This is a genomic window from Microbacterium sp. SORGH_AS_0862, assembly GCF_030818795.1.
GTDB lineage: Bacteria > Actinomycetota > Actinomycetes > Actinomycetales > Microbacteriaceae > Microbacterium.
In genome coordinates, this window is sequence record NZ_JAUTAY010000001.1 from 744,765 (window position 1) to 771,159 (window position 26,395).

General features: G+C 70.5%; 18 protein-coding genes. 7 read left to right on the top strand and 11 right to left on the bottom strand.

Annotated features, from left to right (window positions below):
- Positions 1-59: 59 nt before the first annotated feature.
- Both QE377_RS03535 and QE377_RS03540 read right to left on the bottom strand, forming a co-directional pair.
- Positions 60-1,328 (bottom strand): extracellular solute-binding protein, encoded by a 1,269-nt coding sequence (locus QE377_RS03535; protein ID WP_307319729.1) that lies wholly within the window; start codon positions 1,326-1,328, stop codon positions 60-62.
- A 63-nt stretch (positions 1,329-1,391) separates the two neighbouring features.
- A complete protein-coding gene (locus QE377_RS03540; RefSeq protein ID WP_307319730.1) occupies positions 1,392-2,591 on the bottom strand; it encodes an ROK family transcriptional regulator in 1,200 nt (399 codons plus the stop codon).
- Positions 2,592-2,767: 176 nt separating this feature from the next.
- Between QE377_RS03540 and QE377_RS03545 the strand changes: the two genes are divergently transcribed.
- On the top strand, positions 2,768-4,219 hold the full coding sequence (locus tag QE377_RS03545; RefSeq protein ID WP_307319731.1) for a L,D-transpeptidase family protein: 1,452 nt from the start codon (positions 2,768-2,770) through the stop codon (positions 4,217-4,219).
- Positions 4,220-4,278: 59 nt separating this feature from the next.
- On the opposite strand, the gene QE377_RS03550 is transcribed toward QE377_RS03545, so the two are convergent.
- Positions 4,279-6,495 (bottom strand): NADP-dependent isocitrate dehydrogenase, encoded by a 2,217-nt coding sequence (locus QE377_RS03550; protein WP_307319732.1) that lies wholly within the window; start codon positions 6,493-6,495, stop codon positions 4,279-4,281.
- Positions 6,496-6,676: 181 nt separating this feature from the next.
- Between QE377_RS03550 and QE377_RS03555 the strand changes: the two genes are divergently transcribed.
- Entirely contained in the window at positions 6,677-7,129 is a 453-nt protein-coding gene (locus tag QE377_RS03555) for an N-acetyltransferase (protein ID WP_307319733.1), read from the top strand.
- A 235-nt stretch (positions 7,130-7,364) separates the two neighbouring features.
- Positions 7,365-8,207: an endonuclease domain-containing protein gene (locus QE377_RS03560; protein WP_307319735.1), complete on the top strand. Its 843-nt coding sequence runs from the start codon at positions 7,365-7,367 to the stop codon at positions 8,205-8,207.
- 103 nt (positions 8,208-8,310) lie between these two features.
- Here QE377_RS03560 and QE377_RS03565 read toward each other — a convergent pair whose 3' ends face one another.
- Positions 8,311-11,025: a cation-translocating P-type ATPase gene (locus QE377_RS03565; protein WP_307319737.1), complete on the bottom strand. Its 2,715-nt coding sequence runs from the start codon at positions 11,023-11,025 to the stop codon at positions 8,311-8,313.
- Positions 11,026-11,155: 130 nt separating this feature from the next.
- On the opposite strand from QE377_RS03565, the gene QE377_RS03570 reads away from it, so the two are divergent.
- Positions 11,156-12,121, top strand: coding sequence for an acetylxylan esterase (locus tag QE377_RS03570; RefSeq protein WP_307319738.1), 966 nt, complete (start codon positions 11,156-11,158; stop codon positions 12,119-12,121).
- Between the two features lie 35 nt (positions 12,122-12,156).
- Here the strand turns inward: QE377_RS03570 and QE377_RS03575 are convergent, their stop codons facing one another.
- From QE377_RS03575 to QE377_RS03590, 4 genes are all read right to left on the bottom strand, one after another.
- Positions 12,157-13,968, bottom strand: a complete 1,812-nt coding sequence (locus QE377_RS03575; RefSeq protein ID WP_307319739.1) for an ABC transporter ATP-binding protein — start codon at positions 13,966-13,968, stop codon at positions 12,157-12,159.
- Complete coding sequence (locus QE377_RS03580) at positions 13,965-15,767, bottom strand: ABC transporter ATP-binding protein (RefSeq protein ID WP_307319740.1); 1,803 nt, start codon at positions 15,765-15,767, stop codon at positions 13,965-13,967. Before QE377_RS03580 ends, QE377_RS03575 begins: the two co-directional genes overlap by 4 nt.
- A 292-nt stretch (positions 15,768-16,059) precedes the next feature.
- Positions 16,060-16,551: a methylated-DNA--[protein]-cysteine S-methyltransferase gene (locus tag QE377_RS03585; protein WP_307319741.1), complete on the bottom strand. Its 492-nt coding sequence runs from the start codon at positions 16,549-16,551 to the stop codon at positions 16,060-16,062.
- A complete protein-coding gene (locus tag QE377_RS03590) occupies positions 16,548-18,038 on the bottom strand; it encodes an AlkA N-terminal domain-containing protein (RefSeq protein WP_307325854.1) in 1,491 nt (496 codons plus the stop codon). The genes QE377_RS03585 and QE377_RS03590 overlap by 4 nt, the downstream gene beginning before the upstream one ends.
- 343 nt (positions 18,039-18,381) lie before the next feature.
- On the opposite strand from QE377_RS03590, the gene QE377_RS03595 reads away from it, so the two are divergent.
- Positions 18,382-19,359, top strand: coding sequence for an IS481 family transposase (locus QE377_RS03595; RefSeq protein WP_307319603.1), 978 nt, complete (start codon positions 18,382-18,384; stop codon positions 19,357-19,359).
- A 369-nt stretch (positions 19,360-19,728) separates the two neighbouring features.
- The gene (locus QE377_RS03600; protein WP_307319742.1) at positions 19,729-21,153 is read left to right on the top strand and encodes an NAD(P)/FAD-dependent oxidoreductase; all 1,425 of its coding nucleotides are present in this window, start codon (positions 19,729-19,731) and stop codon (positions 21,151-21,153) included.
- A 90-nt stretch (positions 21,154-21,243) separates the two neighbouring features.
- On the opposite strand, the gene purH is transcribed toward QE377_RS03600, so the two are convergent.
- The 3 genes from purH to QE377_RS03615 are packed head-to-tail and all read right to left on the bottom strand — an operon-like array spanning position 21,244 to position 24,800.
- On the bottom strand, positions 21,244-22,851 hold the full coding sequence (gene purH / locus QE377_RS03605; RefSeq protein ID WP_307319743.1) for a bifunctional phosphoribosylaminoimidazolecarboxamide formyltransferase/IMP cyclohydrolase: 1,608 nt from the start codon (positions 22,849-22,851) through the stop codon (positions 21,244-21,246).
- Positions 22,852-22,883: 32 nt separating this feature from the next.
- Entirely contained in the window at positions 22,884-23,474 is a 591-nt protein-coding gene (gene purN / locus QE377_RS03610; protein WP_307319746.1) for a phosphoribosylglycinamide formyltransferase, read from the bottom strand.
- Positions 23,475-23,483: 9 nt separating this feature from the next.
- Positions 23,484-24,800, bottom strand: coding sequence for a DUF6350 family protein (locus tag QE377_RS03615; protein ID WP_307319747.1), 1,317 nt, complete (start codon positions 24,798-24,800; stop codon positions 23,484-23,486).
- 111 nt (positions 24,801-24,911) lie between these two features.
- Between QE377_RS03615 and QE377_RS03620 the strand changes: the two genes are divergently transcribed.
- Entirely contained in the window at positions 24,912-26,360 is a 1,449-nt protein-coding gene (locus tag QE377_RS03620; protein ID WP_307319748.1) for an NCS2 family permease, read from the top strand.
- The last annotated feature ends 35 nt before the right edge of the window (positions 26,361-26,395 follow it).

Below are 26,395 nucleotides of genomic sequence, written 5' to 3' on the forward strand. Positions count from 1 at the left end.
GGAGAACGCAGCGACGAGCCGAGACGACAGGCGAGTCTCGACTCGTCGCTGAGGGTGGATCAGCCGTTGAGGATGGACTCGATCTGCTCATCGGCGGCAGCCGCGAGCGAGGCGATGTCGCCCCCGCCGGCGATGTTGACGAACAGGTCCTGCATGATGCCCTTCGCCTCCACATCCGCCCAGTTCGGCGATGCCGGCGTGAGCTTGGCGTTGGCCGCAGCCGACGCGATCACCGAGGCGAGCTCCGGCGTGGCGGCGGCGACCTTGTCACCCAGCGAGGTCTTCGCGGGGACGAGACCCGCCTCGGCCAGGATCGTCTGGTACTCGTCGCTCAGCATGATCTCCAGCGCCGACTTCGCCAGCTCGGGGTTCTTCGACTTGGCCGCGATGCCGACGTTGGAGCCGCCGGCGAAGACCTGCGCCGCCCCACCCTTGGCACCGGGGAGGGCGAACTCGCCGGTCGTCTCGGCGACCGCCGTCGCCTGCTTGTCCTCATCGGCGACGATCGACCAATACGCCCAGCTGGGCGCGGAGTATGTCGCGGACTGCTGGGTGCGGAAAGGCACCCATCCCTCGGTCTCGTCGCCGTCCTTCGGCGCCAGAGACGCCTTCGTCATCAGCTCCTGCACCTGTTCGAGGCCGGCGATCGACTCCGGGCTGGACAACTGGGCGTCCCAGCTGCCGTCGCTCGCCTGCACGGCGATCTCGCCGCCGTTCTCCCAGATGAAGGGCAGGCCGTTATACCAGTCCTTACCGGGGAAGTAGACGCCCGAGACACCGGGGAGGGCCGCCGCGAGGGTCACGCCGTTCGACACGTACTCGTCGAGGGTCGTGGGCACCGAGACACCGGCCTGCGCGTACTGCGCCGTGTTGTAGAAGACGACCCGGGAGCCCGAGTAGTAGGGCGCGGCGTACAGGTCACCGTCCCAGCTGCCCGCTTCGACGAATCCGGGCAGCAGGTCCGAGCCGCCGAGTTCGTCCTCGATGTCGGCCAGGCTCAGCAGTGCTCCGCTCGAGGTGAACGCCGGAGCCTGGGTGTTGCCCATCTCGACCACGTCGGGGCTGTCGTTGGACGACAGGCTCGTGGTGAGCTTGTCGACGAGTCCGGTCCACTGCTGCTCCTCGATGACCAGCGTGGAACCCGGATTCTGGTCCTCGAACGTCTTCACGAGATAGTCGCGGGCATCCTGAGGGGTGTCGGTTCCGACGAGCCAGACACGGATCTCCGCGCTGCCGCCGCTCGACGAGCCGCCTCCTGTCCCCGCGCATCCGGCAAGCGCAATCGCCGATGCGCCCATCAGGGCGACGGCTGGGAGGAACTTCTTCATGTGCTGTCCTCTGTTCTTGATGATGAGACCGTGAGCGCCGGCGGCGCTGACGGGGAGGCGCTGTCAGGAGACGCCGAGCGTCGCCGACAGCACCATGACGGCCGCACCGCGCAGGACGATGTCCTGGCCCTGCTCCGTCATCCGCACCCGGACGCCCTCGTGGAAGGGGGCGAGTGTCCGCGTGCGGAGGGCCTCGGCGGTGGCCTGCGCAAGCACACCGCCGAGGAGTTCAGGGGGGCCGGAGAGAACGATCTCCGACAGGTCGAGCGCACCCACGACGGGGGCGAGCGCGATACCGAGGCGCTCTCCGGCGTCCCGAAGGACCGTGTCGCGCTCGCTCGGGGCGGCCGCATCCGCTCTGGCCGTCAGGGCCGGGACGGAGAGCCACGCTTCGAGGCAGCCCACCTTGCCGCACGCGCAGAGCGGACCGCCGTCGGTGCCGACGGTCACGTGACCGATCTCACCCGCGGCGAAGCGGCTGCCGCGCATCGGCTGGCCGCCCGCGAGCAGGCCCGATCCGACACCGCTGCCGACCTTCACCAGGAGTACGTCGTCGCCGGAGCCGCCGAAGGTGTACTCCGCCAGCACGGCGGCGTTCGCGTCGTTGGCGACGAGCACCTCGAGCCCGAGCGCCTCGCTCAGCACGCCCTCGAGATCGAATCCGGCCCACCCCATGTTGGGCGCCGTGAGCACGGTGCCGCGATCGTCGATCACGCCGGGAGTACCGACCCCGACGCCGAGCACGGGCGCCTTCGCGTCCGCCACCAGCCGCTCGGCGAGCGAGATGACGGCCGCCAGAACCTCGGATGCGGCGGCGGGATGCGGGGTCTCGGCGCGCGCGACGATGTCGCCGTCGAGCGTGAGCACCGCACCGATGAAGACATCGCTGCCGGAGAGGTCCAGCCCGACGATGCGGTGACCGGCGCGGTCGACGTCGACGAGCATGGCCGGCTTGCCGGGGCGGCTGCCCTCGCGCATCCCCTTCTCGACCACGAATCCATCACCGATCAGCTCGGCCACGAGGTCCGAGATCGTGACACGGGTGAGCCCGGTCTCCCGCGACAGGTCGGCGCGGCTCATCGCTCCCCGGTGGAAGAGCGTCTGCAGCACGAGCGAGCGGTTGTGTCCGCGCGCGTGCTCGGGCAGGACCTTCACTCCGGCGCGCAGCGCGCGGCCGGGGGCGAAGGCGCCGACACGAGAGGTCGTGTGGGTGTGCGCGGGCTCCGAGAGAGAAGCGCCGCGCTGCACTTCCGATGCAGTCATGTTTGTTAGTACACCTTACGAACAAACATGACGCAAGCATTCGGCGCGCTCGTCACACGACTGTTACACGGCGCCGTGATCGGAACGTTGTCGGAGATCGGACTCTGACCACGCCTTTATCAGACTTGCTCGCGTACCCTGGGGAGACACAGCACACGATGCACGGGGGTGATGGTGTGACGGATCTGGTAACCGGACCGCACGCACAGAACGACACGGCGGCGGACGAGACCGACGCCGGGTCCGGCGACGGCACGACGCCCGTCTACGCGTGGGCCCCCGAAGAGCCCAAGCCGCGCAAGCGCCACCTCGGCCTCTGGATCGGCATCCCCTCCGGCGTCCTCGCGGTGGCCGCCGTCACGGCGTCGCTCGTGCTCATCGCCCCCGGGACCGCCGTCGCCGGCGTTCCCATCGGCGGCATGACCGTCGGCGGCGCCGCCGACGCACTGACCTCCCGCCTCGCCGGCGCCACCGTCGTGCTGAACACCCCCGACGGCGACGTCACCGTCACCGGCGCCGAGCTCGGCGCATCGATCGACGCGCGCACGATCGCCGAGCAGGCCTTCGACGCCCACCCCCTCTGGAACGTGACCCAGTGGAACTCCGAGCCGCTCGTCGCCGACGTGACGCTCGATCCTGCGATCGCCACCGAGGCGCTTCGCGAGGCGGCTCCCGGCGCCTACACCGACCCCACCGACGCGACGGTCACGTTCGATGCGGCCAGCGCCTCCTACGTCTCCACCCCCGCAGCGGCCGGAGAAGGCATCGACCTCGAGCAGGTGCGCACCGCCCTCGCCGAGGCCTTCTCATCGGGCGGGGATCGCATCACGATCGACGCGTCCATCGTGCCGGTGGACGCCGCCGTGACGACAGCGGATGCCGAGACGTCGGTCGCGCGGCTGAACGGCATCCTCGACACGATCGGCTTCTACGTCGGCGACGAGCGCACCGTCCCCGTGGACCGCGCACTGGCCGCATCCTGGCTGAAGCTCGGAACCGAAGACGGAAAGCTCACCCTCTCGGCCGATGCCGACGCGATCCAGAAGACCGTCGACACGCTGGGTCCGCTCGTCGACCGCGCGCCCGTCGACGCCACCGTCGTCACGAACGCCGCGGGCGAGGTACTTCGCGACCTCACGCCGGGCGCGGTGGGGCGCACGCTCGGCGACACCTCCCAGGTGGCCGACGACTTCGCCGCTCAGCTCGCCGCCGGCGACGCGGCGTACCAGCTGCCCGTGACCGAAGCGCCGTTCACGACGACCGCCCTCCACCGCTACTCCGACGTCAACCTCAGCACGCAGCGGGCCACCTTCTACGAGAACGGTCAGGTCGTGAACAGCTGGCCGATCTCCTCGGGTCTCGGCGCGAACGCCACGCCGACGGGCGAGTTCACCGTCTTCGCCCACGTGCGCATGCAGGACATGGGCTGCACGCCCACGTCGACGTACTGCACGAAGGACGTCCCGTGGGTCACGTACTTCGCCCCCGACATCGGCTTCCACGGCACCTACTGGCACAACAACTTCGGCCACCCGATGAGCCACGGCTGCATCAACATGCCGATCGATCAGGCGGCCTGGGCCTACGAGTTCCTCTCCAAGGGGTCCGAGGTCTCAGTCCACTACTGAGCCGCACGCACGAAGAAGGGGCCGGATGCATCCGCATCCGACCCCTTCTTCGTGCGATGTCAGATCGCGTCGATGATGCGGTTCAGCGTCGCGGACGGACGCATGACCTCTTCGACCAGACGCGGGCTCGGGTGGTAGTAGCCGCCGATGTCGACGGGCTTGCCCTGCACCGCGAGCAGCTCGGCGACGATCGTCTCCTCGGCTGCGGCGAGCTCCTGAGCGATCGGCGCGAACGCGCGGGCCAGCTCCGCATCCGCCGACTGCGCGGCGAGCTCCTGCACCCAGTAGAGCGCGAGGTAGAAGTGGCTGCCGCGGTTGTCGATCGTGCCGAGGGCGCGGCCGGGCGACTTGTCGTTCTCGAGGAAGGTGCCGGTGGCGGCGTCCAGCGTGTCCGCGAGAACCTGCGCGCGGACGTTGCCGGTGAAGGTCGCGAAGTGCTCGAAGGATGCGGCGAGCGCGAAGAACTCGCCCAGCGAGTCCCAGCGGAGGTAGTCCTCGGCGAGCAGCTGCTGCACATGCTTGGGCGCGGAGCCGCCGGCGCCCGTCTCGAACAGTCCGCCGCCGGCGAGCAGCGGGACGATCGAGAGCATCTTGGCGCTCGTGCCGACCTCGAGGATCGGGAACAGATCCGTCAGGTAGTCGCGCAGGACGTTGCCGGTCACCGAGATGGTGTCCTGCCCTGCGCGCAGGCGCTCGAGCGAGAACAGCGTCGCGTCCGTCGGCGCGAGGATCTCGATCTGCAGGCCCTCGGTGTCGTACTCGGCGAGGTAGGTGCGCACCTTGGCGATGAGCTGCGCGTCGTGCGCGCGGCCCTCATCGAGCCAGAAGACGGCGGGCACGCCGGTGGCGCGAGCGCGGGTGACGGCGAGCTTCACCCAGTCGCGCACGGCGATGTCCTTGGTCTGGGTGGCCCGCCAGATGTCGCCGGACGAGACCGCGCTCTCGAGCACGACCTCACCTTCGGAGGTGACGACCTGAACGACGCCCGCGGCGGCGATCTCGAACGTCTTGTCGTGGCTGCCGTACTCCTCGGCCGCCTGCGCCATGAGTCCCACGTTCGGGACGGTGCCGATCGTGGCGGGGTCGAGCGGGCCGTGCGCGATGACGTCCTCGATCACGGCCTGGTAGACGCCGGCATAGGAGGAATCGGGGATGACCGCGAGCGTGTCGTCCTCGCCGCCGTCGACGCCCCACAGCTTGCCGCCGTTGCGGATCAGCGCCGGCATGGACGCGTCGACGATCACGTCGGAGGGCACGTGCAGGTTCGTGATGCCCTTGTCGGAGTTGACGTAGGACAGGCGCGGCCCCGAGGAGATCGCCTGCTCGAACGCGGCGGCGATCTCGCCGCCCTTCTCGAGGCCGGCGAGCCCGGAGAGGATCGCGCCGAGGCCGTCGTTGGCGGTGAGCCCCGCCGCGGCGAGCTCGTCGCCGTAGCGGGCGAACACATCGGCGAAGAACGCCTTCACGACGTGGCCGAAGATGATCGGGTCGCTGACCTTCATCATCGTCGCCTTGAGGTGCACGGAGTACAGCACATCGTCGGCCTTGGCCGTCGCCAGCGTCTCGGCGAGGAAGGCGTCCAGCGCGGCCGCCGACAGGAACGTGGCGTCCACGATCTCGCCCGGGAGCACCTTGAGGCCGGACTTCAGCACGGTCTCGGTGCCGTCCGCATCCACGTGGCGGATGGTGAGGGTGTCGTCGTCGGGCGAGACCCAGGAGATCTCGTTCGAGCGGAAGTCGTCGTGGCCCAGGGTCGCGACGCGGGTCTTCGACCCCTCGGTGAACGCCTTGTTGCGGTGCGGGTGCTTGCGCGCGTAGCTCTTCACCGCACCCGGGGCGCGGCGATCGCTGTTGCCCTCGCGGAGCACCGGGTTGACCGCCGAGCCCTTGATCTTGTCGTAGCGTGCGCGGACGCTCTCCTCTTCGACGCCGTTCGGCTCGTCGGGGTAGTTCGGGATGTCGTAGCCCTGCGCCTGCAGCTCGGCGATGGCGGCCTTCAGCTGCGGGATCGATGCCGAGATGTTCGGCAGCTTGATGATGTTCGCCTCCGGCAGCGTCGCGAGCGCGCCGAGTTCAGCGAGCGCGTCGCCGACGAGCTGCTCGGGGGTGAGCCGCTGCGGGAAGGCTGCGAGGATGCGACCGGCGAGCGAGATGTCGCGCGTCGCGATCTCCACCCCCGCCTGGCCGGCGACGGCGCGGACGATGGGAAGGAAGGATGCGGTGGCGAGCGCCGGAGCCTCGTCGGTGTGCGTGTAGATGATCGTGGAATCAGGCACGGATTTGTCTCTCCATAGAGGCGTCGAGGGTCAGCCGCCAGCCTATCGCACCCGGTCCGGTTATCTCGATGTCGAGATATCTCCCCCACCCGACGGCCGGGTTCGTCCGGCATCCGGGCCCGAGAGTTCACACGGCGCGCATCCCTCCCCGCGGGCGGGCGGCAGGCGTTAGCCTGTGACCATGACCGAACTGCGCCTCGAAGAGCTGTCGGCCGCGACGATCGTCGCCGTGAACAACATGTCGCTCAAACCCGGGCAGGAACAGTTCCTCGCCCCGGTGAGCTACGGGGTCGCGGCGACCGTGATCGACCCGCGCACCAGCTGGCAGCGCGTCGTGCTCGCCGGCGACGACGTCGTCGGGTTCGTCAGCGCGAACTTCGACGAGCACGAGACGCAGGAGTGGTTCCGCTCCGTCCTGTGGCGCATCAACGTCGACGCCGACGACCAGGGCCAGGGCATCGGCCGCTTCGCGATCGAAGGTCTCATGAACGAGGCGCGCGAGCGCGGCATGGACCATGTCGACGTCATCTACGAGGCGGGCGAGGGCGGTCCCGAGGCGTTCTTCCGCCGGGTCGGCTTCGAGCCTGTCGGCGAGACCGAGTTCGGCGAGGTCGTCGCCCGCATCTCGCTCTGACGCGCACGGCGCGCGTCGGGGCGGCTTGAGCTCTCTGCTCGTCTGAGCTGCCTGCTCGTCGCGCGGTTCTCGGAGCTCCGCGCACTTCTCGGAGGTTTCGGTCCGAAGCCTCCGAGTTCGGCGCCGATCTCCGAGACAGTGGCACCTCCTCCCCCGCCCGAGCAGCGCGGCGGGTCTGCCACAGACGTCGCTCCACGGCACAGCAGGGATGCGGACGTCGACGCAGCATGGCGGGATGTCCCTCACTCCCTGGCTCGCCGCACAGGGCGGGCTCGCCCATCGCGCGGTCGCCGCCGAGGCCGGATTCGGCGTGCGCGCCGTCCGCGCCGAGGCTGCCGCCGGCCGCATCCGCATCGTCCGGAGGTCCTGGATCGCCACATCGTCCGCACCGCCGGACCTGCTGGCTGCAGCGCAGGCGGGAGCACGACTGGCGTGCGTCTCGGTCGCTCGGCATCGCGGCTGGTGGCTGCCGCCCCTGCTCGTCGATCGGCCCCACCTGCATCTACGGCCCCACGCCGCATCCGACGGCGTGCCCGCGGATGCGGTCGCCCACTGGAGCATTCCACTCGCCCCACCGGCGGCGCATAGTCTGCTCGAGTCGACCGAGGACGCGCTGCGCCATATCGCACGCTGCCTGTCCCCCGAGGCCGCGCGGGTCGTATGGGAGTCGGCGGTCCGCACGGAAGGGATCTCCCTGGACACGCTGCGACGGGTGCGCTGGCGTTCCCCCGAGGCCGTCGCGCTCGCGCTCGAGGTCCGCGGCCTTTCCGACTCCGGCCTCGAAACGCAGGTCATCGTGCGGCTGAGTCCTTGGGGCGTACCCATGACGCAGCAGGCGGTCGTGGCGGGCCGCCGCGTCGACATCCTGATCGGCGAGCGCCTGGTCGTGCAGATCGACGGCTACACCCATCACCGTACGTCCGCACAGCGGGGCAAGGACATCGCCCACGATGCCGAACTGCGCCTGCGCGGGTTCACCGTGCTGCGCTTCGACTATGCGCAGGTCGTGTACGACTGGCCGAGCGTCGAGCGCACGATCGCGCGCGCCATCGCCGCCGGCCTCCACCTCGCCCGTTGACAGCATCCTGATCTCGGAAATGCGCGCGAGTCTCGGAGGTTTACAGCCGCATCCTCCGAGAAACGCGCCGATCTCCGAGAAAGGTGCATGGGAACCACGCGAGTCAGGAGCGGCGAGCGTGGGCGCGACGCAAGGCCTTGTCCGCCTCCACCACGACGGCGGGGATCACCGACAGCGCGAGCGCCAGCAGCCACTCGCCGCCGCTGAGGCTCGTGGTCATCAGCAGGTTCTGGGCGAACCCGACCTCCACGCAGACGACGGTCAGGGCGACGGGGATCCACATCCACTTGAGGGCGTCCGCCCACGGCGCCGTGAATCCGGATGCGGGGTCCCGCCGCATCGCCATGCCCGCCAGCACGGATCCCAGGCTGATGACGACGAAGGCCATCGTGACCGGCACCGAGGCCTCGGTGGTGCGCGCTTCGCCGGGGGCCAGTAGGAGCGCGGCCAGCGCGGTGGCGAAGATGGTGCCGCCGTACACGAGCCACTGCGTGATGGAGCCGCGGTTCGCGAGGGTCTGGCGGACGTCGCGAGGCGGTCGGGACATGATGCCGTCGGGGTCGGGCCCGAACGTGATGGTCAGAACGGGGAAGAACGTGATGAAGGTGCTGAGGAAGATAACCATGAGCGGCGTGAGGGGCACACCGTTGTTGATGTCGAAGACGCTGGCGGCGAGGAAGAGCAGAACGAGGGAGAACAGCGTCGACATCTGGTACCGCACGTAGCCGACGATCTTCTCGTAGATGCCGCGTCCCAGCCGGATGGCTTCGACGAGCGTCCCGAAGTCGTCGTCCGTCAGGATCATGCGCGCCGCCTGCTTCGTGACCTCGCTCCCGGAGCCCATGGCCACCCCGATGTCGGCCTGTTTGAGGGCGGCGGCATCGTTGACCGCGTCGCCGGTCATCGCGACGATGTCGCCGCGTTCCTGCAGGAGACGCGCCACCCGCAGCTTGTCCTCCGGGGTGACGCGACCGAACACGTGCAGCTCAGGCAGGCGGGCCGACAGCTCCGCATCGCTCAGCTCGCGCAGCTCGGAGCCGCTGATGGCCCCGGGTCCGAGCCCCAGCTCGTCGCCGATCGCGGCCGCCGTGACGGCGTGATCCCCCGTGATCATGCGCACCTCGATGCCGGCGCCCGCAGCGATCCGCACCGCCTCGATCGCCTCGGGCCGCAGAGGATCGACGATGCCGACGAGGGCCACGAACACGAAGGCCTCCGAGAAGGCCATCGGATCGACGATCGCCGCCTCCCGCTCGTCGTCGAGGATGCGGTAGCCGAACGCCAGCACGCGCAGTCCCTCGCCCGAGAGTCGGGCGTTGGCCGCGAGGATGTCGTCGTGTGCCCGGGCGATGGGCACCACGCCCTCCGCGGTCAGCGCGTGCGTGCAGCGATCGAGGACCACATCCGGTCCGCCCTTGATGGTCGCGACGAACGCGCTGTCGCCGTCCCACGGCACGTCGTGGCAGGTCACCATGAACTTGTACGCCGAGTCGAAGGGCACCTCGGCGACGCGCGGATACAGTCGCCGCGTCTCCTCCGCATCTGCGCCGAGCTTGGCCGCGAGCACCACCAGGGCCGCCTCGGTCGGATCCCCCACCACCGTGCCCGCATCCGAGACCGTCGCGTCGCTGTTGAGGCAAAGCCCGTACGCGAGCGCCGTGAAGTCGGGCACCTCGAGGCCGGCGGCATGACGCAGCGCTCCTGACTTGCGATATCCCTCGCCCTCGACCGAGAACCACTGGCCGCGGGCGTAGAGGCGGCGAGCGGTCATCTGGTTGAGCGTCAGTGTGCCGGTCTTGTCCGAGTTGATCGCGGAGGTGGCACCGAGGGTCTCCACGTCGCTCAGGTTCTTGACGACCGCCCGGTGCTCGGCGAGCTGCTTGGCGCCGTACGAGAGCATGACCTGCACGAAGGTAGGCAGACCGGAAGGAATGGCGGAGACCGCCATGGCGATCCCCACGAGCAGGACCGTCTGGATCGACTCGCCGCGGGCGAATCCCAGCACGATCATGATCGCGACGGCGCCCCACGCGATGAGTCCCAAGACCTTCGTGAGCCCGTCCAGCTCCCGCTGCAGAGGGCTCCGCGTGCCGACGACCGCCGTGAGCATCCCCGCGATGCGGCCCATCTGGGTCTGCATCCCGGTCTCGGTCACCACCATCGCGGCGGTGCCCCGCGTGAGGCTCGTGTTCTGGAAGAGCATGTTCTCGCGGTCGCCTAGGGCGACATCGTCGTCGGCGAGCGTTTCCGCATCCTTCGGCACCGGGGCGCTCTCCCCCGTCAGAGCCGATTCCTGCGTCTCGCAGGTCGCGCTGCGCAGGATGCGGCCGTCGGCCGGGACGAGGTCTCCCGCCTCCAGCTGGACGACGTCCCCGACGACGACATCCGTCGCGTCGATCTGGCGCAGCGTGCCCTGGCGGAGCACCCGCACCTGGGGGATCTGCAGCTGGGCGAGGGCATCGACGCTGCGACGCGCCGCGAGCTCCTGACGCGTGCCGAGCACCACGTTCAGCCCCACGAGCAATGCCACCACGACGGCCACGGACGGCTGCGCGATGAGGATGCTGACCACCACGACGCCGATGAGCATGAGGTTCATCGGGTCGGCGAGCTGACGCAGCGCGATGGTCACCGCCCTCGGCGAGGGTGGCGCGGCGATCGCATTCGGGCCGTCGGCGGCCAGTCGTCCGGCCGCCTCCTCGTCGGACAGCCCCTCGGCAGCATCCCCACCGAGCTCGGCCGCCACGCGGTCGGCATCCATCGCCCACCACGCTGCTGCCTCGGGCCGCGCGTCCACCGGTCTCTGCGTGTCGCTCATGGCGCACCTCCCCGATCGCGATCATAGCGACGGGGCGGGATGCGGCCGCAGCACCGCTCTCGCCGATGAGCACCTGATTCTCCGGCCGAGGTGCCGCGGCGAGGACCCCGATACCCCTATCGTGATGCTCATGCCGCGCTTCGACATGGATCCTCACGCCCTCCGCGAGTACCGGCCCGAGGTGCGCGAGCCCGCCGACTTCGACGCCTTCTGGGCCGAGACGATCGCCTCCTCCCGCGCCGCGGGCGAGGAGGTGCGCTATCAGCGCGTCGCGTCGCCGTTCACCCTGGTCGACGTCTACGACGTCACCTTCAGCGGCTACGCGGGCGAACCGGTGCGCGCCTGGCTGACCGCACCGGCCGGCGCCGACGAGCCGCTGCCGGCGGTCGTCGAGTACAACGGCTACGGCGGCGGACGGGGGCTCGCGGGTGAGCGCCTCGGCTGGGCCAACGCCGGCTACGCGCACCTGTTGATGGACACCCGCGGTCAGGGCTCGATGTGGGGAACCGGCGGCGACACCCCCGACCCTCACGGCACCGGTCCGTCGGTCAGCGGCTTCATGACACGCGGCATCGAGGATCCGGCGCAGTACTACTACCGTCGCGTGTTCACGGATGCGGTGCGCCTGGTGGATGCGGCGCGCACGCTCGACATCGTCGACGCCGACCGCGTCGCGGTGTGCGGAGGCAGCCAGGGCGGCGGGATCGCGCTGGCCGCGGGCGCCTTGTCGGAGGGACTTGTCGCGGTCATGCCCGACGTGCCGTTCCTGTGCCACTTCGAACGGGCGGTCGGGCTCACGGACGCGGATCCCTACCAGGAGATCGTGCGCTACCTCGCGGTGCACCGCCACACCGAGGAGCGCGTGTTCACCACGCTGTCCTACTTCGACGGCGTCAACATGGCGCGCCGCTCGGAGGCTCCCGCCCTGTTCTCGACAGCGCTGCACGATCAGACGTGCCCGCCCTCGACGGTCTTCGCCGCCCGCAACCACTACGCGGGCGAGGCGGACATCGAGGTCTATCCCCACAACCAGCACGAGGGCGGTCTCATGTACCAGTGGTTCGCCCAGGCGGAGTTCCTCGCCGCACGCGTGTGAGTTCGGGATGCGGCGGAGCGCCGCATCCCGAACCGTCACACGAGCGAGTCGCGCCAGGCGGCGTGCAGGCGCGCGAACGTGCCGGTGCCGCCGATGAGCGCCTCGGGCGCGTCGTCCTCGACGATGCGCCCGTGCTCCATGACGAGCACGCGATCCGCGATCGCGACCGTCGAGAGGCGGTGGGCGATGATGATGGCCGTGCGATCCGCGAGCAGCGTCCCGAGAGCCGACTGGATCTGACGCTCGCTCGGGATGTCGAGCGAGGCGGTCGCCTCGTCGAGGATCAGCACCGCCGGGTTCGCCAGGAAGGCGCGCGCGAACGAGATCAACTGGCGCTGTCCCGCCGACACACGGCCGCCGCGCTTGTTCACGTCCGTGTCGTAACCGTCGGGGAGTGCCTCGATGAACGCGTGTGCACCGACGGCCATCGCCGCATCCCGCACCTCGTCGAGGGTCGCGTCCGGCTTCCCCAGCGCGATGTTGTCGGCGACCGTTCCGCTGAACAGGTACGCCTCCTGCGTCACCATGACGATCGCGCGGCGCAGATCGGCCGAACCGAGCGTCCGCAGGTCCACGCCGTCGAGCGTCACGGATCCGCGGGTCGGGTCGTAGAAGCGGGAGACGAGTTTGGCCAGCGTCGACTTGCCCGCCCCCGTCGTGCCGACCAGGGCGATCGTCTGACCCGCCGGAACGTCCAGCGAGAAGTCGGGCAACACGACGCGCCCGTCGCCGTAACCGAACGCCACGTCGTCGAAACGGATGGCGCCGCGCGGGCGCTCCAGTGCCACGGGATGCGCGGGCTCGGGAACCGTGGGCTCCTCCTCCAGCACGCCCGACACCTTCTCCAGTGCCGCTGCGGCCGACTGGTAGGAGTTCAGGAACATCGCCACCTCCTGCAGCGGCGAGAAGAAGTTGCGCACGTACAGCACGGCGGCCAGCAGCACCCCGATCTCCAGCGCTCCGCCGGCGACACGGATGCCGCCCAGGAGCAGCACCGCACCGAGACTCAGTGTCGAGATCGCCATCAGCCCGGGCTCGAACGTGCCGAACAGCCGGATGGAGCGCATGTTCACGTCGCGGTACTGCTCGCTCAGCTCGCCGAACTCGACGTCGCCGCGCTTCTCCTTGCGGAACGCCTTGACCGCGCGGATGCCGGTCATCGTCTCCACGAAATGCACGATGACCTTCGCGCTGATCACGCGCGACTCTCGGTAGACCATCTGCGAGCGGCGGTAGAACCAGCGCATGAGCAGGCCGAGCGGGATGCCCATGACGATGAGCACGACCCCGCTCTGCCAGTCCAGCAGCAGCAGGGCGATGAGCGTGAAGGCACCGAACAGCACGCCCGAGACGAGCTCGTTGAGGCCGCCGTCGAGGAGCTCCCGGATCGTGTCGAGGTCGCTCGTCTGGCGGGAGATGATGCGTCCCGAGGTGTACGACTCGTGGAACTCGAGGCTCAGCCGCTGGGTGTGGCGGAAGATCCGGGTGCGCAGGTCGAGCATGACCGCCTGCGTGAGGCGTGCCGCGACCACCGCGTACCACCCGATGAGGGCGGCACCCAGCAGCCCGGATGCGAGATAGACGGCCACCACGCCGATCGTGGGCAGCCAGTCCAGCTCGTTCAGCACCGCCGGCAGCGCGTTGTCGATACCGAATGCGATCAGCGCCGGACCGACCACCCTCAGCGCCGTCGAGACGACGAGCACGACGGCGGCGAGGATGAGCTTGCCGCGCAGCGGAGCGATGAGTGAACCGAGCAGTCGCATCGAGCGGCGCCGGATCTCCCGGCTCTCGGCGCGGGTGTAGTCGGAGCGGTCTTCGCCGCTGGTTCCCGTGACGGTACTCATCGCACCTCCTCCTTCTCGTCCAGACTCGAGATCACGTGCCGGTAGTGCGCCGAGGAACGCATCAGCTCGCTGTGCGTTCCCACCGCGGTGACGCGCCCGTCTTCCAGGAGAGCGACGCGATCCGCGAGGGCCACGGTCGACGGCCGATGCGCGACGATGAGGGCGGTCGTGTCGGCCAGCACCCCACGCAGCCCCTCCTCCACCCGCGCCTCCGTGTCGACGTCGAGAGCCGACAGCGGGTCGTCGAGCACGAGCACCGACGGCCGCGCGGCGACCGCGCGGGCCAGGGCGAGACGCTGGCGTTGGCCTCCGGAGAGACTCAGTCCTTCCTCCCCGATGACGGTGTCGACGCCGGCGGGCAGCCGCTCGACGAACTCGGCCTGGGCGACGTCCAGCGCTTCGCGCAGCACGCGCTCGCCCTCCGGCGAGGCCGCATCCAGGTCGTCGCGTCCGAGCAGCACGTTCTCGCGCACCGAGGAGGAGAAGAGCGTCGCCTCCTCGAACGCCATCGAGATGTGCGTGCGCAGCTCGGCCAGGGTGAGATCCCTCACATCGACGCCGTCCAGCGTGACGCGCCCGCCGGTCACGTCGTACAGGCGGGTGGGCAGGGTCGTCAGCGTCGTCTTGCCCGAACCGGTGAGGCCCACGAGCGCCATCGTCTCCCCCGGCTCCAGGGCGAGATCGATCCCGTCCAGCAGATCGCGCTGCGCGTCCGGCGCGTCCTGGTAGCGGAAGTGCACGTTCTCGAACACGAGCCGGCCCCGGGGGTTCTCGATCGAGACCGGGTCGTCCGGATCGTCGATCGTGACCTGCTCGTCGAACACCTCGAACACGCGGTCGGTGGCGGTGCGCGCATCCAGGAGGAACGAGAAGAGGAAGCCGATCGACTCCATGGGCCAGCGCAGCACCGTCGCCATCGCGAAGAAGGCGAACAACTGGGCGACCGAGAGCTGGCCGAGCTGAGCGAGCACAATCCCCGCCGCCAGACACAGCGCGAAGGCGATCTCGGGCAGCAGGACCAGCCAGAACCAGATCAGGCCGATGGCCGTGGCCTTGCGCAGCTCCGTCTGGCGCAGCGTCTCGGCCTGGCGCGCGAACTTCGCGAGAGCGTGGGATCCGCGCCCGAACGCCTTCAGGACGCGGATGCCGTGCACGCTCTCCTCGACGGCGGTCGCGAGATCGCCCGCCTGGTCCTGGCTCTGGCGGGCGAGCACCCCGTATTGCTTCTCGAAGCGATACCCGGCGTACCAGAGGGGAGCCGAACACAGCAGGAAGATCGTGCCGAGCACCCAGTGCCACTGGAACAGCAGCACCGACCCCAGCGCGATCGTCAGCACGTTGACGACGAGCAGGATGACGCCGAAGGCGAGCCAGCGTCGGATGAGGCTGATGTCCTGCATCATGCGGCTGAGCAGCTGACCGGACTGCCACCGGTCGTGGAACGCGACGGGGAGTCGTTGCAGGCGCGCGGCGAAGCCGGTGCGCAAGGCGTACTCGACCCTGGTCGAAGGCGCGAGCACGAACCAGCGCCGACCCCAGACGAGAGCGGCCTCGGCGAGCCCGAGCCCGATGACGGCGAGCGTGCCCCAGAGGATCTGCGTCGGATCGGCGGAGGCGATCGGCCCCGCGACGACGCCCTCGAGCACGAGCGGGATCATCAGGGCGACGACGCTGGCGGCGAGCGCGCTGACGGCGCCGAGCACGAGCGGACGCAGCACAGGGCGCACGAACGGCAGGAGCCGCGCGAGGGCGCGAAGCGTGGACGGTTCGGTGGACGAACGAGAAGGTGTGGAACTCATGATCCTCGAGGAGAGCGTGCGGCGGCGACGCCGCTGAAGGGTGAACTCGCACGCAGAGGTGCGGCGGCTCGGAGAGGGAGAGGGCCGCGTGGAAGCGGCGGAGCGGTGGCTACGCGGAGCGCGCGGGCACCGCGAGGACGGCGGGGATTTCCGCAATGGCGAATGCCTGAGTCATATCGTCCTCCTCGAGTGCACGGATGCCGCGGCGAGTGCGCGCGACAGCCCTCCAGACTATGCTGTGTGTTCGCTGAGTGCAACGATCAGTTCCGCGCGGGCATTCCCGCGCGTGGGGTCAAGAGGCTTCGCGGGCGAGCAGGCTGCGCTTGACCTCGACGCCCCACGCGAAGCCGCCCATCGCGCCGCCGGTGCGGAGCACGCGGTGGCACGGCACGAAAAGGGCCGGTGCGTTGCGCGCGCAGACGGATGCGGCGGCGCGCACCGCGCGAGGACTTCCCAACGCTGCGGCGAACTCCGCGTACGTGAGGGGCTGGCCCGGCTCGATGCGGCGCAGCATCCGCCAGCCCGCGAGCTGTCCGGCGGTGCCCGTCTGGTGCACCTCGACCTCGTCGATGGCTCGCACGTCGCCGCCGTAGTAGGCGGCGACCGCATCCAGGGCGTCGACCGCGCCCTCGACGATCTCGGCGGGTCGATCCGCCGCACGCACGCGGGCGATGATGACCTCGTGGTCGGCGCTCCAGCCGGAGGCGAGGACGCGCTGCCGATCGTCGACGAGCGCGGTGAAGGCTCCGTCAGGGGTGGCGATGGTGGCGATGTGCGCGGTCATGCGATGCGGCTCTCGTTCGGGAGGCGGGCGGGACGGGGGATCTGCGCGGGCACGCCGGCGACGGCGGCCCAAAGGTGCGCGGTGAGGTAGCTGCGCCAGGGTGCGGCGCGGACGGACCACGCGGTCAGGGCACGGGGCTCCGCGGGGAGCCCGAGCCGGGCGGCGCCGGTGCGCACGGCGACGTCACCGGGAAGGAACACGTCGGGATCGCCCGTGACCCGCATCCGCACGTAGTCCGCGGTCCACGGTCCGATCCCGGGCATCGCGAGCAGGGCCGCGCGCTGATCGTGGGCGTCGCCGCCGGCGTCGAGCACCAGCGAGCCGTCGGCGAGCGCCGCGGCGGCACCGACGATGGCGCGGGTGCGGGCGGCGGGGCCGCGCAGCACCTCTGCGCCGCGCTCGGCGATCGCCGCCATGGTCGGGAAGAGCAGGTCGGTGCCTTCGTGGGCGGGCACCCGCTCCCCCAGGTGCTGCGCGAGAGCGGCGAGGGCCGTGCGCGCCGCGGCGACGGTGATCTGCTGGCCCACCATCGCACGGATGAGCATCTCGTGCGGGTCCGCGGCGCCGGGGACGCGGATGCCGGGAAGCGCGGCGACACGCTCGGCAAGCTCCGGGTGGGCTGCGAGCGCCTGATCGACGGCGAGCGGATCCGCATCCAGATCGAACAGCCGACGCACCCGCGTGACCAGCTGCGGCAGATCTGCGAGCTGCGACAGGCGGGCGCGCAAGCGGAGCGCGTCGCCGTCGCGGCGCACCTCGAACCACGCGGAGCCGCCGGCCAGGCGCAGGGTGCGCGCGAAGGTCGTCGTCGTGACGGTCTCCACGCCCGGCAGCGCGCGGGCCGTCATCCACGCGAAGATGCCGTCGTCGTCGATCGGACGCCGGTGCGCGAGGAGCAGATCGATCTCACCGGGAGTCGCACGGTTCTCGGATCTCCGCCGCGCGCGCAGCGCGAGCGGCGTCATCCCGAACACCTCGCGGACGGTGTCGTTGAACTGCCGCACACTCGCGAAGCCCGCGGAGAAGGCGACGTCTGCGGCAGGGAGGTCCGTGCCGACGAGGAGCATCCGCGCCGTGTGGGCGCGGTGGGCCCGCGCGAGTGCGAGCGGTGACGCGCCGAGCTCGGCGGTGAGGATGCGGCCGAGCTGCCGCGACGAGTAGCCGAGCCGGCGGGCGAGCCCCGGCACGCCCTCGCGCTCGACCACGCCGTCGGCGATGAGACGCATGGCGCGCCCGGCGACGTCGCCGCGGAGGTCCCACTCCGGCGAGCCGGGCGCAGCCTCGGGCAGACAGCGCTTGCAGGCGCGGTAGCCCGCCTCGTGCGCGGCGGCGCTCGTGGGATAGAACGTGACGTTCTCGGCGCGGGGTGTGCGCGCGGGGCAACTGGGGCGGCAGTAGATGCCGGTGGTGTGCACCGCGGTGACGAACTGGCCGTCGAAGCGCGCGTCCCGCGCGTCGATCGCACGGTAGCGCTCGTCGAAGGTCATCGCGGAGATGGGCACGTCCCCAGCCTGTCACGCCTCCACGACACGGGCTCGCGGTTTTCGGACGCCGCAGCAGGGCCCGTACCGCTGTGCCCGAGGCGGCGCGCCCCGTGCCGCGCGGGGTGCTGTCTCTTCCTGCCCGAGTTGCGTCGCATGTGCGCAAGTGCGACAGGCTTCCGCATCCGCGACAGACGTTCACTGTCGCATCCGCGCAAAGGTGCGGCGGATCCGAGGCAGCTGGGCGGGCCCGCCTAGCTGTACCCGGTCATGAGGTTGGTGACATTCGGATAGGGAGAAGGCCTCCACGATTGGTGGTGTCTAACGTCACCGAAGTGGAGGCCTTCTCTTGGTCCACCGTAATGCGCGGCTCACTGTCGCGGGTCGTCTGATTCTCGTGCGCCGGGTTCTCGGCGGACGTCCCGTCTCGCACGTTGCCAAGGAGATGGGCGTCTCGCGTCAGTGCGCTCATCGCTGGCTGGCCCGCTACCGCGCTGCGGGCGAAGCAGGGCTGTCCGATCGGTCTTCGCGTCCGGTGTCGTCTCCGACGGCGACTGCCGCCGCGACAGCAGCCGCCGTCGTTGAGCTGCGCTCGCGTGAGCGGCTCGGGCGCGACGACATCGCCCGCGCTTGCGGGGCCAGCCCGCGCACCGTTTCCCGGCTGATCGCGAAGGCGGGGCTGCCGGCGCTGCACGAGCTGGATCCGGTCACCGGCATCGCGTTGCGCGCGTCACGGCGCACCCAGGTCCGCTACGAGCGTGACGCCCCAGGGGATCTGATCCACATCGATGTGAAGAAGCTCGGCCGCATCCCCGAAGGCGGCGGCTGGCGCGTCCAAGGCCCCGCCACGATCGACCATCACAGCGGTCGGGACCGGAAGGTCAGGCTTGGCTTTGACTACGTCCATGTCGCCGTCGACGACCACTCCCGCCTCGCGTTCGCGCAGATCCTGCCGGACGAGAAGGGCACCACCTGCGCAGCGTTCCTCGCCGCCGCGACCGAGTTCTTCACCCGTCACGGGATCCACATCCGTGAGGTCATGACCGACAACGCCAAGAACTACACCGTCTCGGCCGCGTTCCAAGGCCAGCTGTCCCTCCTCAACGCGAGGCACATCACCACCAAGCCGCACTGCCCCTGGCAGAACGGCAAAGCCGAACGATTCAACCGGACCATGCAGGAACACTGGGCCTACCGGGCCCCCTACGTCTCCAACCAGCACCGCTCCGAAGCGCTCGCGCCCTGGCTCGAGCACTACAACTACGCTCGAGCACACACCGCCTGCGGCGGCCAACCCCCAATCAGCCGGGTGTCACCAACCTCATGACCGGGTACACCTAGCGGATGCTGGGAGCCGGGCCCGCCCAGGTGACCGGCATGGTGGCGGATGCGGGGCTTCCCGTTCGCCCCCAGAAGGGATGCGGCGCAGGCACCCGGAGCGAGTGAACCTCCCGCAGCGGCCGGTGGTGCCACACCTTTGCGCAGATGCGCCAGTCATTCTCTGGCGCATCTGCGTAAAGGTGGCGCGTCTGCGCACATGCGACGCAACTCGGGCAACGGGCAACGGGCAACGGGGCAATAGGCCGCGCCGGTGCGGCGGCAGGCACACGGACCAGGGCGAGGCCGGGAGCGCAAGCGGCGGCGCCGGGGAGCAAGCGGCGGCCCCGGGGAGGACGTGACGGAGTAGCGTCGCAGCATGAGCGAGCAGACCTACGACCTCATCGTCATCGGCGCCGGCCCGGTGGGCGAGAACGTCGCCGACCGCGCCGTGCAGGGCGGACTCACCGCCGTCATCGTCGAGAGCGAACTCGTCGGGGGTGAATGCTCCTACTGGGCGTGCATGCCGTCGAAGGGGCTCCTGCGCGCGGGCGCTGTGCTGCGGGAGGCGCGCGACGTCGACGGTGCCAAGCAGGCCGTGTCGGGCTCCCTCGACGTCGCCGGCGTCCTCCGCCGTCGCGACACGCTCACGCACGACTGGAACGACTCCTCGCAGGTGGAGTGGCTCACGGGCGCGGGCATCGACCTCGTGCGCGGCCACGGCCGCCTCGTCGGCGTCAAGCAGGTCGAGGTGACGGATGCGGACGGCGCCGTCACCCGACTGACCGCCCGGCACGCCGTGGCCGTCTGCACGGGCACCGCGGCCCTCCTCCCCGACACCCCCGGTCTCGCCGACATCGCGCCGTGGACGAGCCGCGAGGCGACCAGCGCGCAGGAGATCCCCGCATCCCTCGCCATCGTCGGCGGCGGAGTTGTCGCCGCGGAGATGGCGACCGCGTACGCGGACCTCGGCGCCGAGGTCACTCTCGTCGTCCGGGGCGCACTGCTGGCCGCGAACGAGCCCTTCGCCGGTGAGCTCGTCGGTCGCGCCCTCGAGGAGCGGGGCGTGCGCATCCTCCGCCACACGAACGTCGTGTCGGCACAGCGTGTCGGCGACGAGAAGGAGCTGGAGCTGTCGGACGGGTCCCGCATCCGCGCGGCCGAGGTGCTCGTGGCGACCGGACGGGCCCCCCGCACCGAGGATCTCGGCCTGGGTGCGGTGGGCTTGGTCCCGGGCGAGTGGCTCTCCGTCGACGACACGATGCTCGTGTCCGGCACCGACTGGCTGTACGGGGTCGGCGACGTCAACCACCGGGCCCTGCTCACACACCAGGGCAAGTACCAGGCGCGTGCCGCGGGCGACGTCATCGCCGCGCGTGCGACCGGCGGCGCGGTCGACGACGCCCCCTGGGGCGCGCACGTCGCAACCGCCGACCACGAGGCCGTTCCGCAGGTGACCTTCACCGATCCTGAGGTGGCGTCCATCGGGTTCACCGAGGCCTCCGCGAAAGCCGCGGGCCGCCGCATCCGGGTCCTCGACTACGACCTCTCCTGGATCGCCGGCGCCGCCACCCGCGCCGATGACTACCGGGGTCAGGCGCGCGCCATCGTCGATGAGGATGCGGGCACGATCATCGGCGCCACGTTCGTCGGCGAGGATGTGGCCGAACTCCTCCACTCGGCGACGATCGCCGTCGTCGGCCAGGTGCCGATCACCCGCCTCTGGCACGCCGTGCCGTCTTACCCCACGCTCAGCGAGGTGTGGCTGCGGCTGCTCGAGGCGTACGGCCGCCCGAGCGCCTGAGCCTCCTCCCGCAGGAGAACAACCGCCCCGCAGGACGATCCGGAAGGAATCGTCCTGCGGGGCGGCGCTGTCCAGCGGAAGCGCCGGGACTCAGTGGTAGAAGTGGCGCTCTCCCGTGAAGAACATCGTCACGCCGCGTTCGCGGGCGAGGGCGATCGTCTCGTCGTCGCGCACGGAGCCGCCCGGCTGCACGATGGCGGAGACTCCCGCATCCAGCAGAACCTGCGGTCCGTCCGAGAACGGGAAGAAGGCATCGGATGCGGCGACGGAGCCGACCGCGCGATCTCCGGCACGCTCGACGGCGAGTCGGCACGAGTCGACGCGGTTGACCTGCCCCATCCCGATGCCGACGGTCGCGGAGTTCTTCGCCAGCACGATCGCGTTGGACTTGACGGCGCGGCACGCCTTCCACGCGAAGATGAGGTTCGTCATCTCCTCGCCGACCGGGCGCTCGCCCGCGACGAGCTCCCAGTCGGTCGCGACGGACTCGATGTCGTCCGGGAATCGGTCGGCGTCCTGCAGCAGCAGACCGCCCGAGACGAGACGCACGTCCATACGCTCCTGCTGCCAGTCGGCCGGCAGCTGCAGCACGCGCAGGTTCTTCTTCAGACGGAACAGTTCGAGCGCCTCCGGCTCGAAGGCCGGGGCGACGATCACCTCGGTGAAGATGTCGCGCAGGTTCTCCGCCATCTTCAGCGTGACCGTGCGGTTCGCGGCGATCACACCGCCGAACGCCGAGACGGGGTCGCATTCGTGGGCCCGCAGGTGCGCGCTCGCGATCTCGTCGAGCGCGTTGGGTGCCGACACGGCGATGCCGCAGGGGTTGGCGTGCTTGATGATCGCCACCGCGGGCTTGACCATGTCGAAGGCGGCGCGCAGTGCCGCATCCGCATCGACGTAGTTGTTGTACGACATCTCCTTGCCCTGCAGCTGCAGAGCCTGGGCGATGCCGTGCCCGCCGGTGCGGGTGTAGATCGCCGCGCGCTGGTGGGAGTTCTCGCCGTAGCGCAGCGTCGCGAGCCGCTCGGCCTTGATCGTCAGGTGCGCGGGCAGCTGCTCGCCCTCGGCGAGGGTCTCGTCCGCGAACCAGGTCGCCACCGCGCGGTCGTAGTTCGCCGTGTGGGCGAAGGCGCGCGCCGCGAGTTCCTTACGCTGGGCGAGCGAGGTGCCGCCGGCGGCGATCGCGTCGATGATCGCGGGGTACGACTCGGGCGAGACGACGATCGCGACGTTGGCGTAGTTCTTCGCCGACGCGCGCACCATCGCGGGCCCGCCGATGTCGATCTGCTCGACCACGGCGTCGCCGGATGCGCCGGATGCCACGGTCTCGACGAAGGGGTAGAGGTTCACGACCACGAGCTCGAAGGGCGAGATGCCGAGATCGGTCAGCTGCTCCTCGTGGTGTGCGAGGCGGAGGTCGGCGAGCAGGCCCGCGTGGACCCCCGGATGCAGGGTCTTCACGCGCCCGTCGAGCGACTCGGGGAACCCGGTCACGCTCGAGACGTCGACGACGTCGTACCCGGCGTCGCGGATGGTCTGCGCGGTGGAGCCGGTCGAGACGATCTCGACGCCGGCAGCGACCAGCGCTTCGGCCAGACGCAGCAGGTCGGTCTTGTCGCTGACCGAGACGAGCGCGCGGCGGACGGGGACGACATCGCGGTCGCGGTAGAGGGACGGATCGTGGCTGGGCCCGGCCATGGGACTCCTCGGGGTGGGGCGGTTGCGGTGGGTCAGACGGCGGATGCGGCGAGGTCGAGCTCGCCGGTGGCGATACGGCGCACGACGTCGATGAGCAGACGTCGTTCGACGGGCTTGATGCGTTCGTGGAGCGCGTTCTCGTCGTCGCCCGGGTGCACCTCGACGCGCTCCTGGGCGAGGATCGGACCGGTGTCGACGCCGTCGTCGACGACGATCACGCTCGCCCCGGTCTCGGCGGCGCCCGCCGCGATCGCGTCGCGCACGGCGTGGGCGCCGGGGAACTCCGGCAGGTAGGCGGGGTGCGTGTTGATCAGGTGCGGACTCCACGCGGCGACGACCGACGGCGGGAGCAGACGCATGAGCCCCGAGAGCACGACGAGGTCGGGCCGCCAGACACGCAGCTGCCGATCGAGCTCCTCACCCCACGCCTCGCGCTGGTCGGCGCCCTGCCAGGGGATGACGAAGCTGGGGATGCCGAACTCCTCGGCGTGTGCGAGACCGGAGGCTTCGCGGTCGGCGCCCACCACGATGACACGGGCCGGGAAATCGGCTTCCGCCGCGGCCTCGAGCAGGGCTCGCAGATTCGAGCCGGTGCCGGAGATGAGGACGGCGACCGTGAGCACCCGCACAGTCTAGTCGCGCGCCGCATCCGTCCGCTCGGGGGTGTCGCCCGCGTCCCCGCGCCCGCCCGACAGGCGCGCGAACACCCCCGGACCCGATCCGGTCGCGGCGACCTCGTCGCTGCGCCGACGCGGCGAGAGCAACAGGATCGCCGCGCCCAGACCCACCTCGACGCCGACGGCCACGCCCACCGCGAGAGCGTCAGGGCCTACGGCCGACAGCCGCCCTGGCCCCATGCTTCCGCTCGCCAGCAGCGCCATCAGTGCCGTGGCCAGGGCGGCCAGGGCGGCGATGGACAGCGTGAGTGTCACGAGGATGCCGGTGCTCTCCGCATCCGCCGTCGAGCCGCGCGGGCTGAGGCGGGATCGTGTCGCCCAGCCCGTGACGGCTCCGACCGCGATGGGAAGGAGTGCCAGCAGCAGATACCAGCTGCTCGCCCCCTCCGGCAGCACGCCCAGGATCGGCACGCCCGGCAGCACGCCGAGCTGCGTGCCCGCCGGCGAGACGACGCTCCCCGCGCCGAGCCCGACGCCGGGCCCCGCGACGAAGGACAGCGCCCAGACCAGCAGCGTCGGCAGATAGAGCAGCTGGGCGAGCGCGAGGACGGCCGCGCCACCCGCATCCAGGTTGCCGGCCTGGGAGAGCGCGACGATGTTCGGAGCGCGCACGATGAGCCCGAGCGCGAGGACGGCCGCGCCCACCGCGACCAGACCCGTCACGGCGATCGCCGTGCCCCGCACGGCGAGTTCGGGAACCTCGGGCCAGGCACCCCGGGCGCGGTCGAGCCGGGCGCGGAGGGCGTCGACGGGCCCGTCGTCGCCGTCGATCCACGCACGATGCAGGGCGCCCGCGAGCACCCCGGCGGCGTAGTAGGCGGTGGGGTAACAGATGGCGCGCCACAGGTCGGTGCCTGCCAACGGTGCCTGCGACGTGACGGCGATGCCGGAGGCGAGCGCGGCGAACACGAGTGTTCCCGTGAGTGCGCCGCTCCACGGCGCCCCGGCACGACCGGCCCGGGCTCCCGAGCGCCCGCCGAAGAGCAGGGTGAACGCGGCGAAGGCCAGCGGGGCGAGCGAGAGCGTGAAGCTCGCGAGGGTGGGATCGACGCCCAGCTCGGCGACGTAGACGTCGGGAAGTGTGATCGCGACCGGAACCGAGTGCCCGAACTGCCAGATGGTCGCAGCGCTCTGCCAGACGGCGGAAAGATCTCCTGAACCGAACGCGACGAACCAGAAGACCATCAGCGGCGCGCCTGCGACGGCGAGACCGACGGCCGCCGCCACGACGGCGTCGAGGGCGGAGAGGAGAAGGACGAGGACGCGTTGCATGGCCCCCTGACCCTACCCAGCGGACCTTGGCGTGGCCGTCCCCCACGCCGCCCGCATCTGCCACGGCTCTCCCGCGTCGCGCAGCGGGCCGCGTCCGACTACTCTCGTCGGGTGCACCACCCCCGTACCACCAGCGTTTCACCGTCCTCCCCCGGCCGCCTCGACCGCTTCTTCGGCATCACGGCGCGCGGCGCCACCGTCGGCGGCGAGATCCGCGGCGGCATCGTCACCTTCGTGGCGATGGCCTACATCGTCCTGCTGAACCCGATCATCCTGTCCGGCGGAACGGATGTGGCCGGCAATGCCCTCGGCTTCGCCCAGGTCGCGGCGACCACAGCGCTCACCGCCGGCGCGATGACGATCCTCTTCGGCCTCGTCGCCCGGTTGCCCTTCGCGTTCGCGGCGGGCCTCGGCATCAACTCGTTCCTCGCCGTCAGCGTGGTGGGCGAGGTCACCTGGCCCGAGGCCATGGGTCTGGTGCTCATCAACGGCCTGCTCATCGTGCTCCTGGCCGTGACCGGCCTGCGCCGGCTCATCTTCGACGCCGTTCCGATGGCGCTGAAGACCGCCATCACGGTCGGCATCGGTCTGTTCATCGCCTTCATCGGCTTCGTCGACGGCGGACTCGTGCAGAGCACGGGCCTCGCGTCGCCTCCCGTCGGTCTCGGCGTGAACGGCTCGATCGCCACCGTCCCGACGCTCCTGTTCGTGCTGACGCTCGTGACCATCGCGATCCTTCTCGCCCGCAAGGTCAAGGGCGCCATCCTCATCGGTCTCGCGGGCGGCACCGTCGTCGCGGTCATCGTCGAGGCGATCTGGCACCTCGGTGCGCGCGCCGACGGCAACGCCGGCGGCTGGGGACTCAGCGTGCCCGAGATCCCGGCATCGATCTTCAGCCTGCCCGATCTGAGCCTCGTGGGTCAGGTCAGCTTCGGCGCCTTCGATCGCATCGGGGTGCTCGCAGCCGCGATGCTCGTGTTCACCCTGCTGTTCACGAACTTCTTCGACGCGATGGGCACCATGACGGGACTCTCGCGCGAGGCGAACCTCGCCGATGAGCGGGGCAACTTCCCACGCCTGCGCTCCGCACTCGTGGTCGAGGGCATCGGCGCCGTCGCGGGCGGACTGACCTCGTCGTCCTCCAACACGGTGTTCATCGAGTCCGGCACCGGCATCGGTGAGGGCGCCCGCACGGGCCTCGCGAACCTCGTCACCGGTGCGCTCTTCCTCCTCGCGATGTTCGTGACGCCTCTGACCACCATCGTGCCGAGCGAGGTCGCCTCGGCGGCCCTCGTCGCGGTCGGCGCACTCATGATGAGCCAGATCCGTCACGTCGATCTCACCGACGTCTCGGTGCTGATCCCGGTGTTCCTGACCATCACGGTCATGCCGCTGACGTACTCGATCGCCAACGGCATCGGCGCGGGCTTCGTCAGCTGGGTCGTCATCCGCTCGCTGTCGGGACACGCCCGCCGCATCAGCCCGCTGCTGTGGATCGTCGCCGCCGGCTTCGTCGTGTTCTTCGTACGCGGACCGATCGAGGCGACCCTCGGCGGCTGAGCCACCACCTCGACGCCGAGCGAGCATCCGTTCGT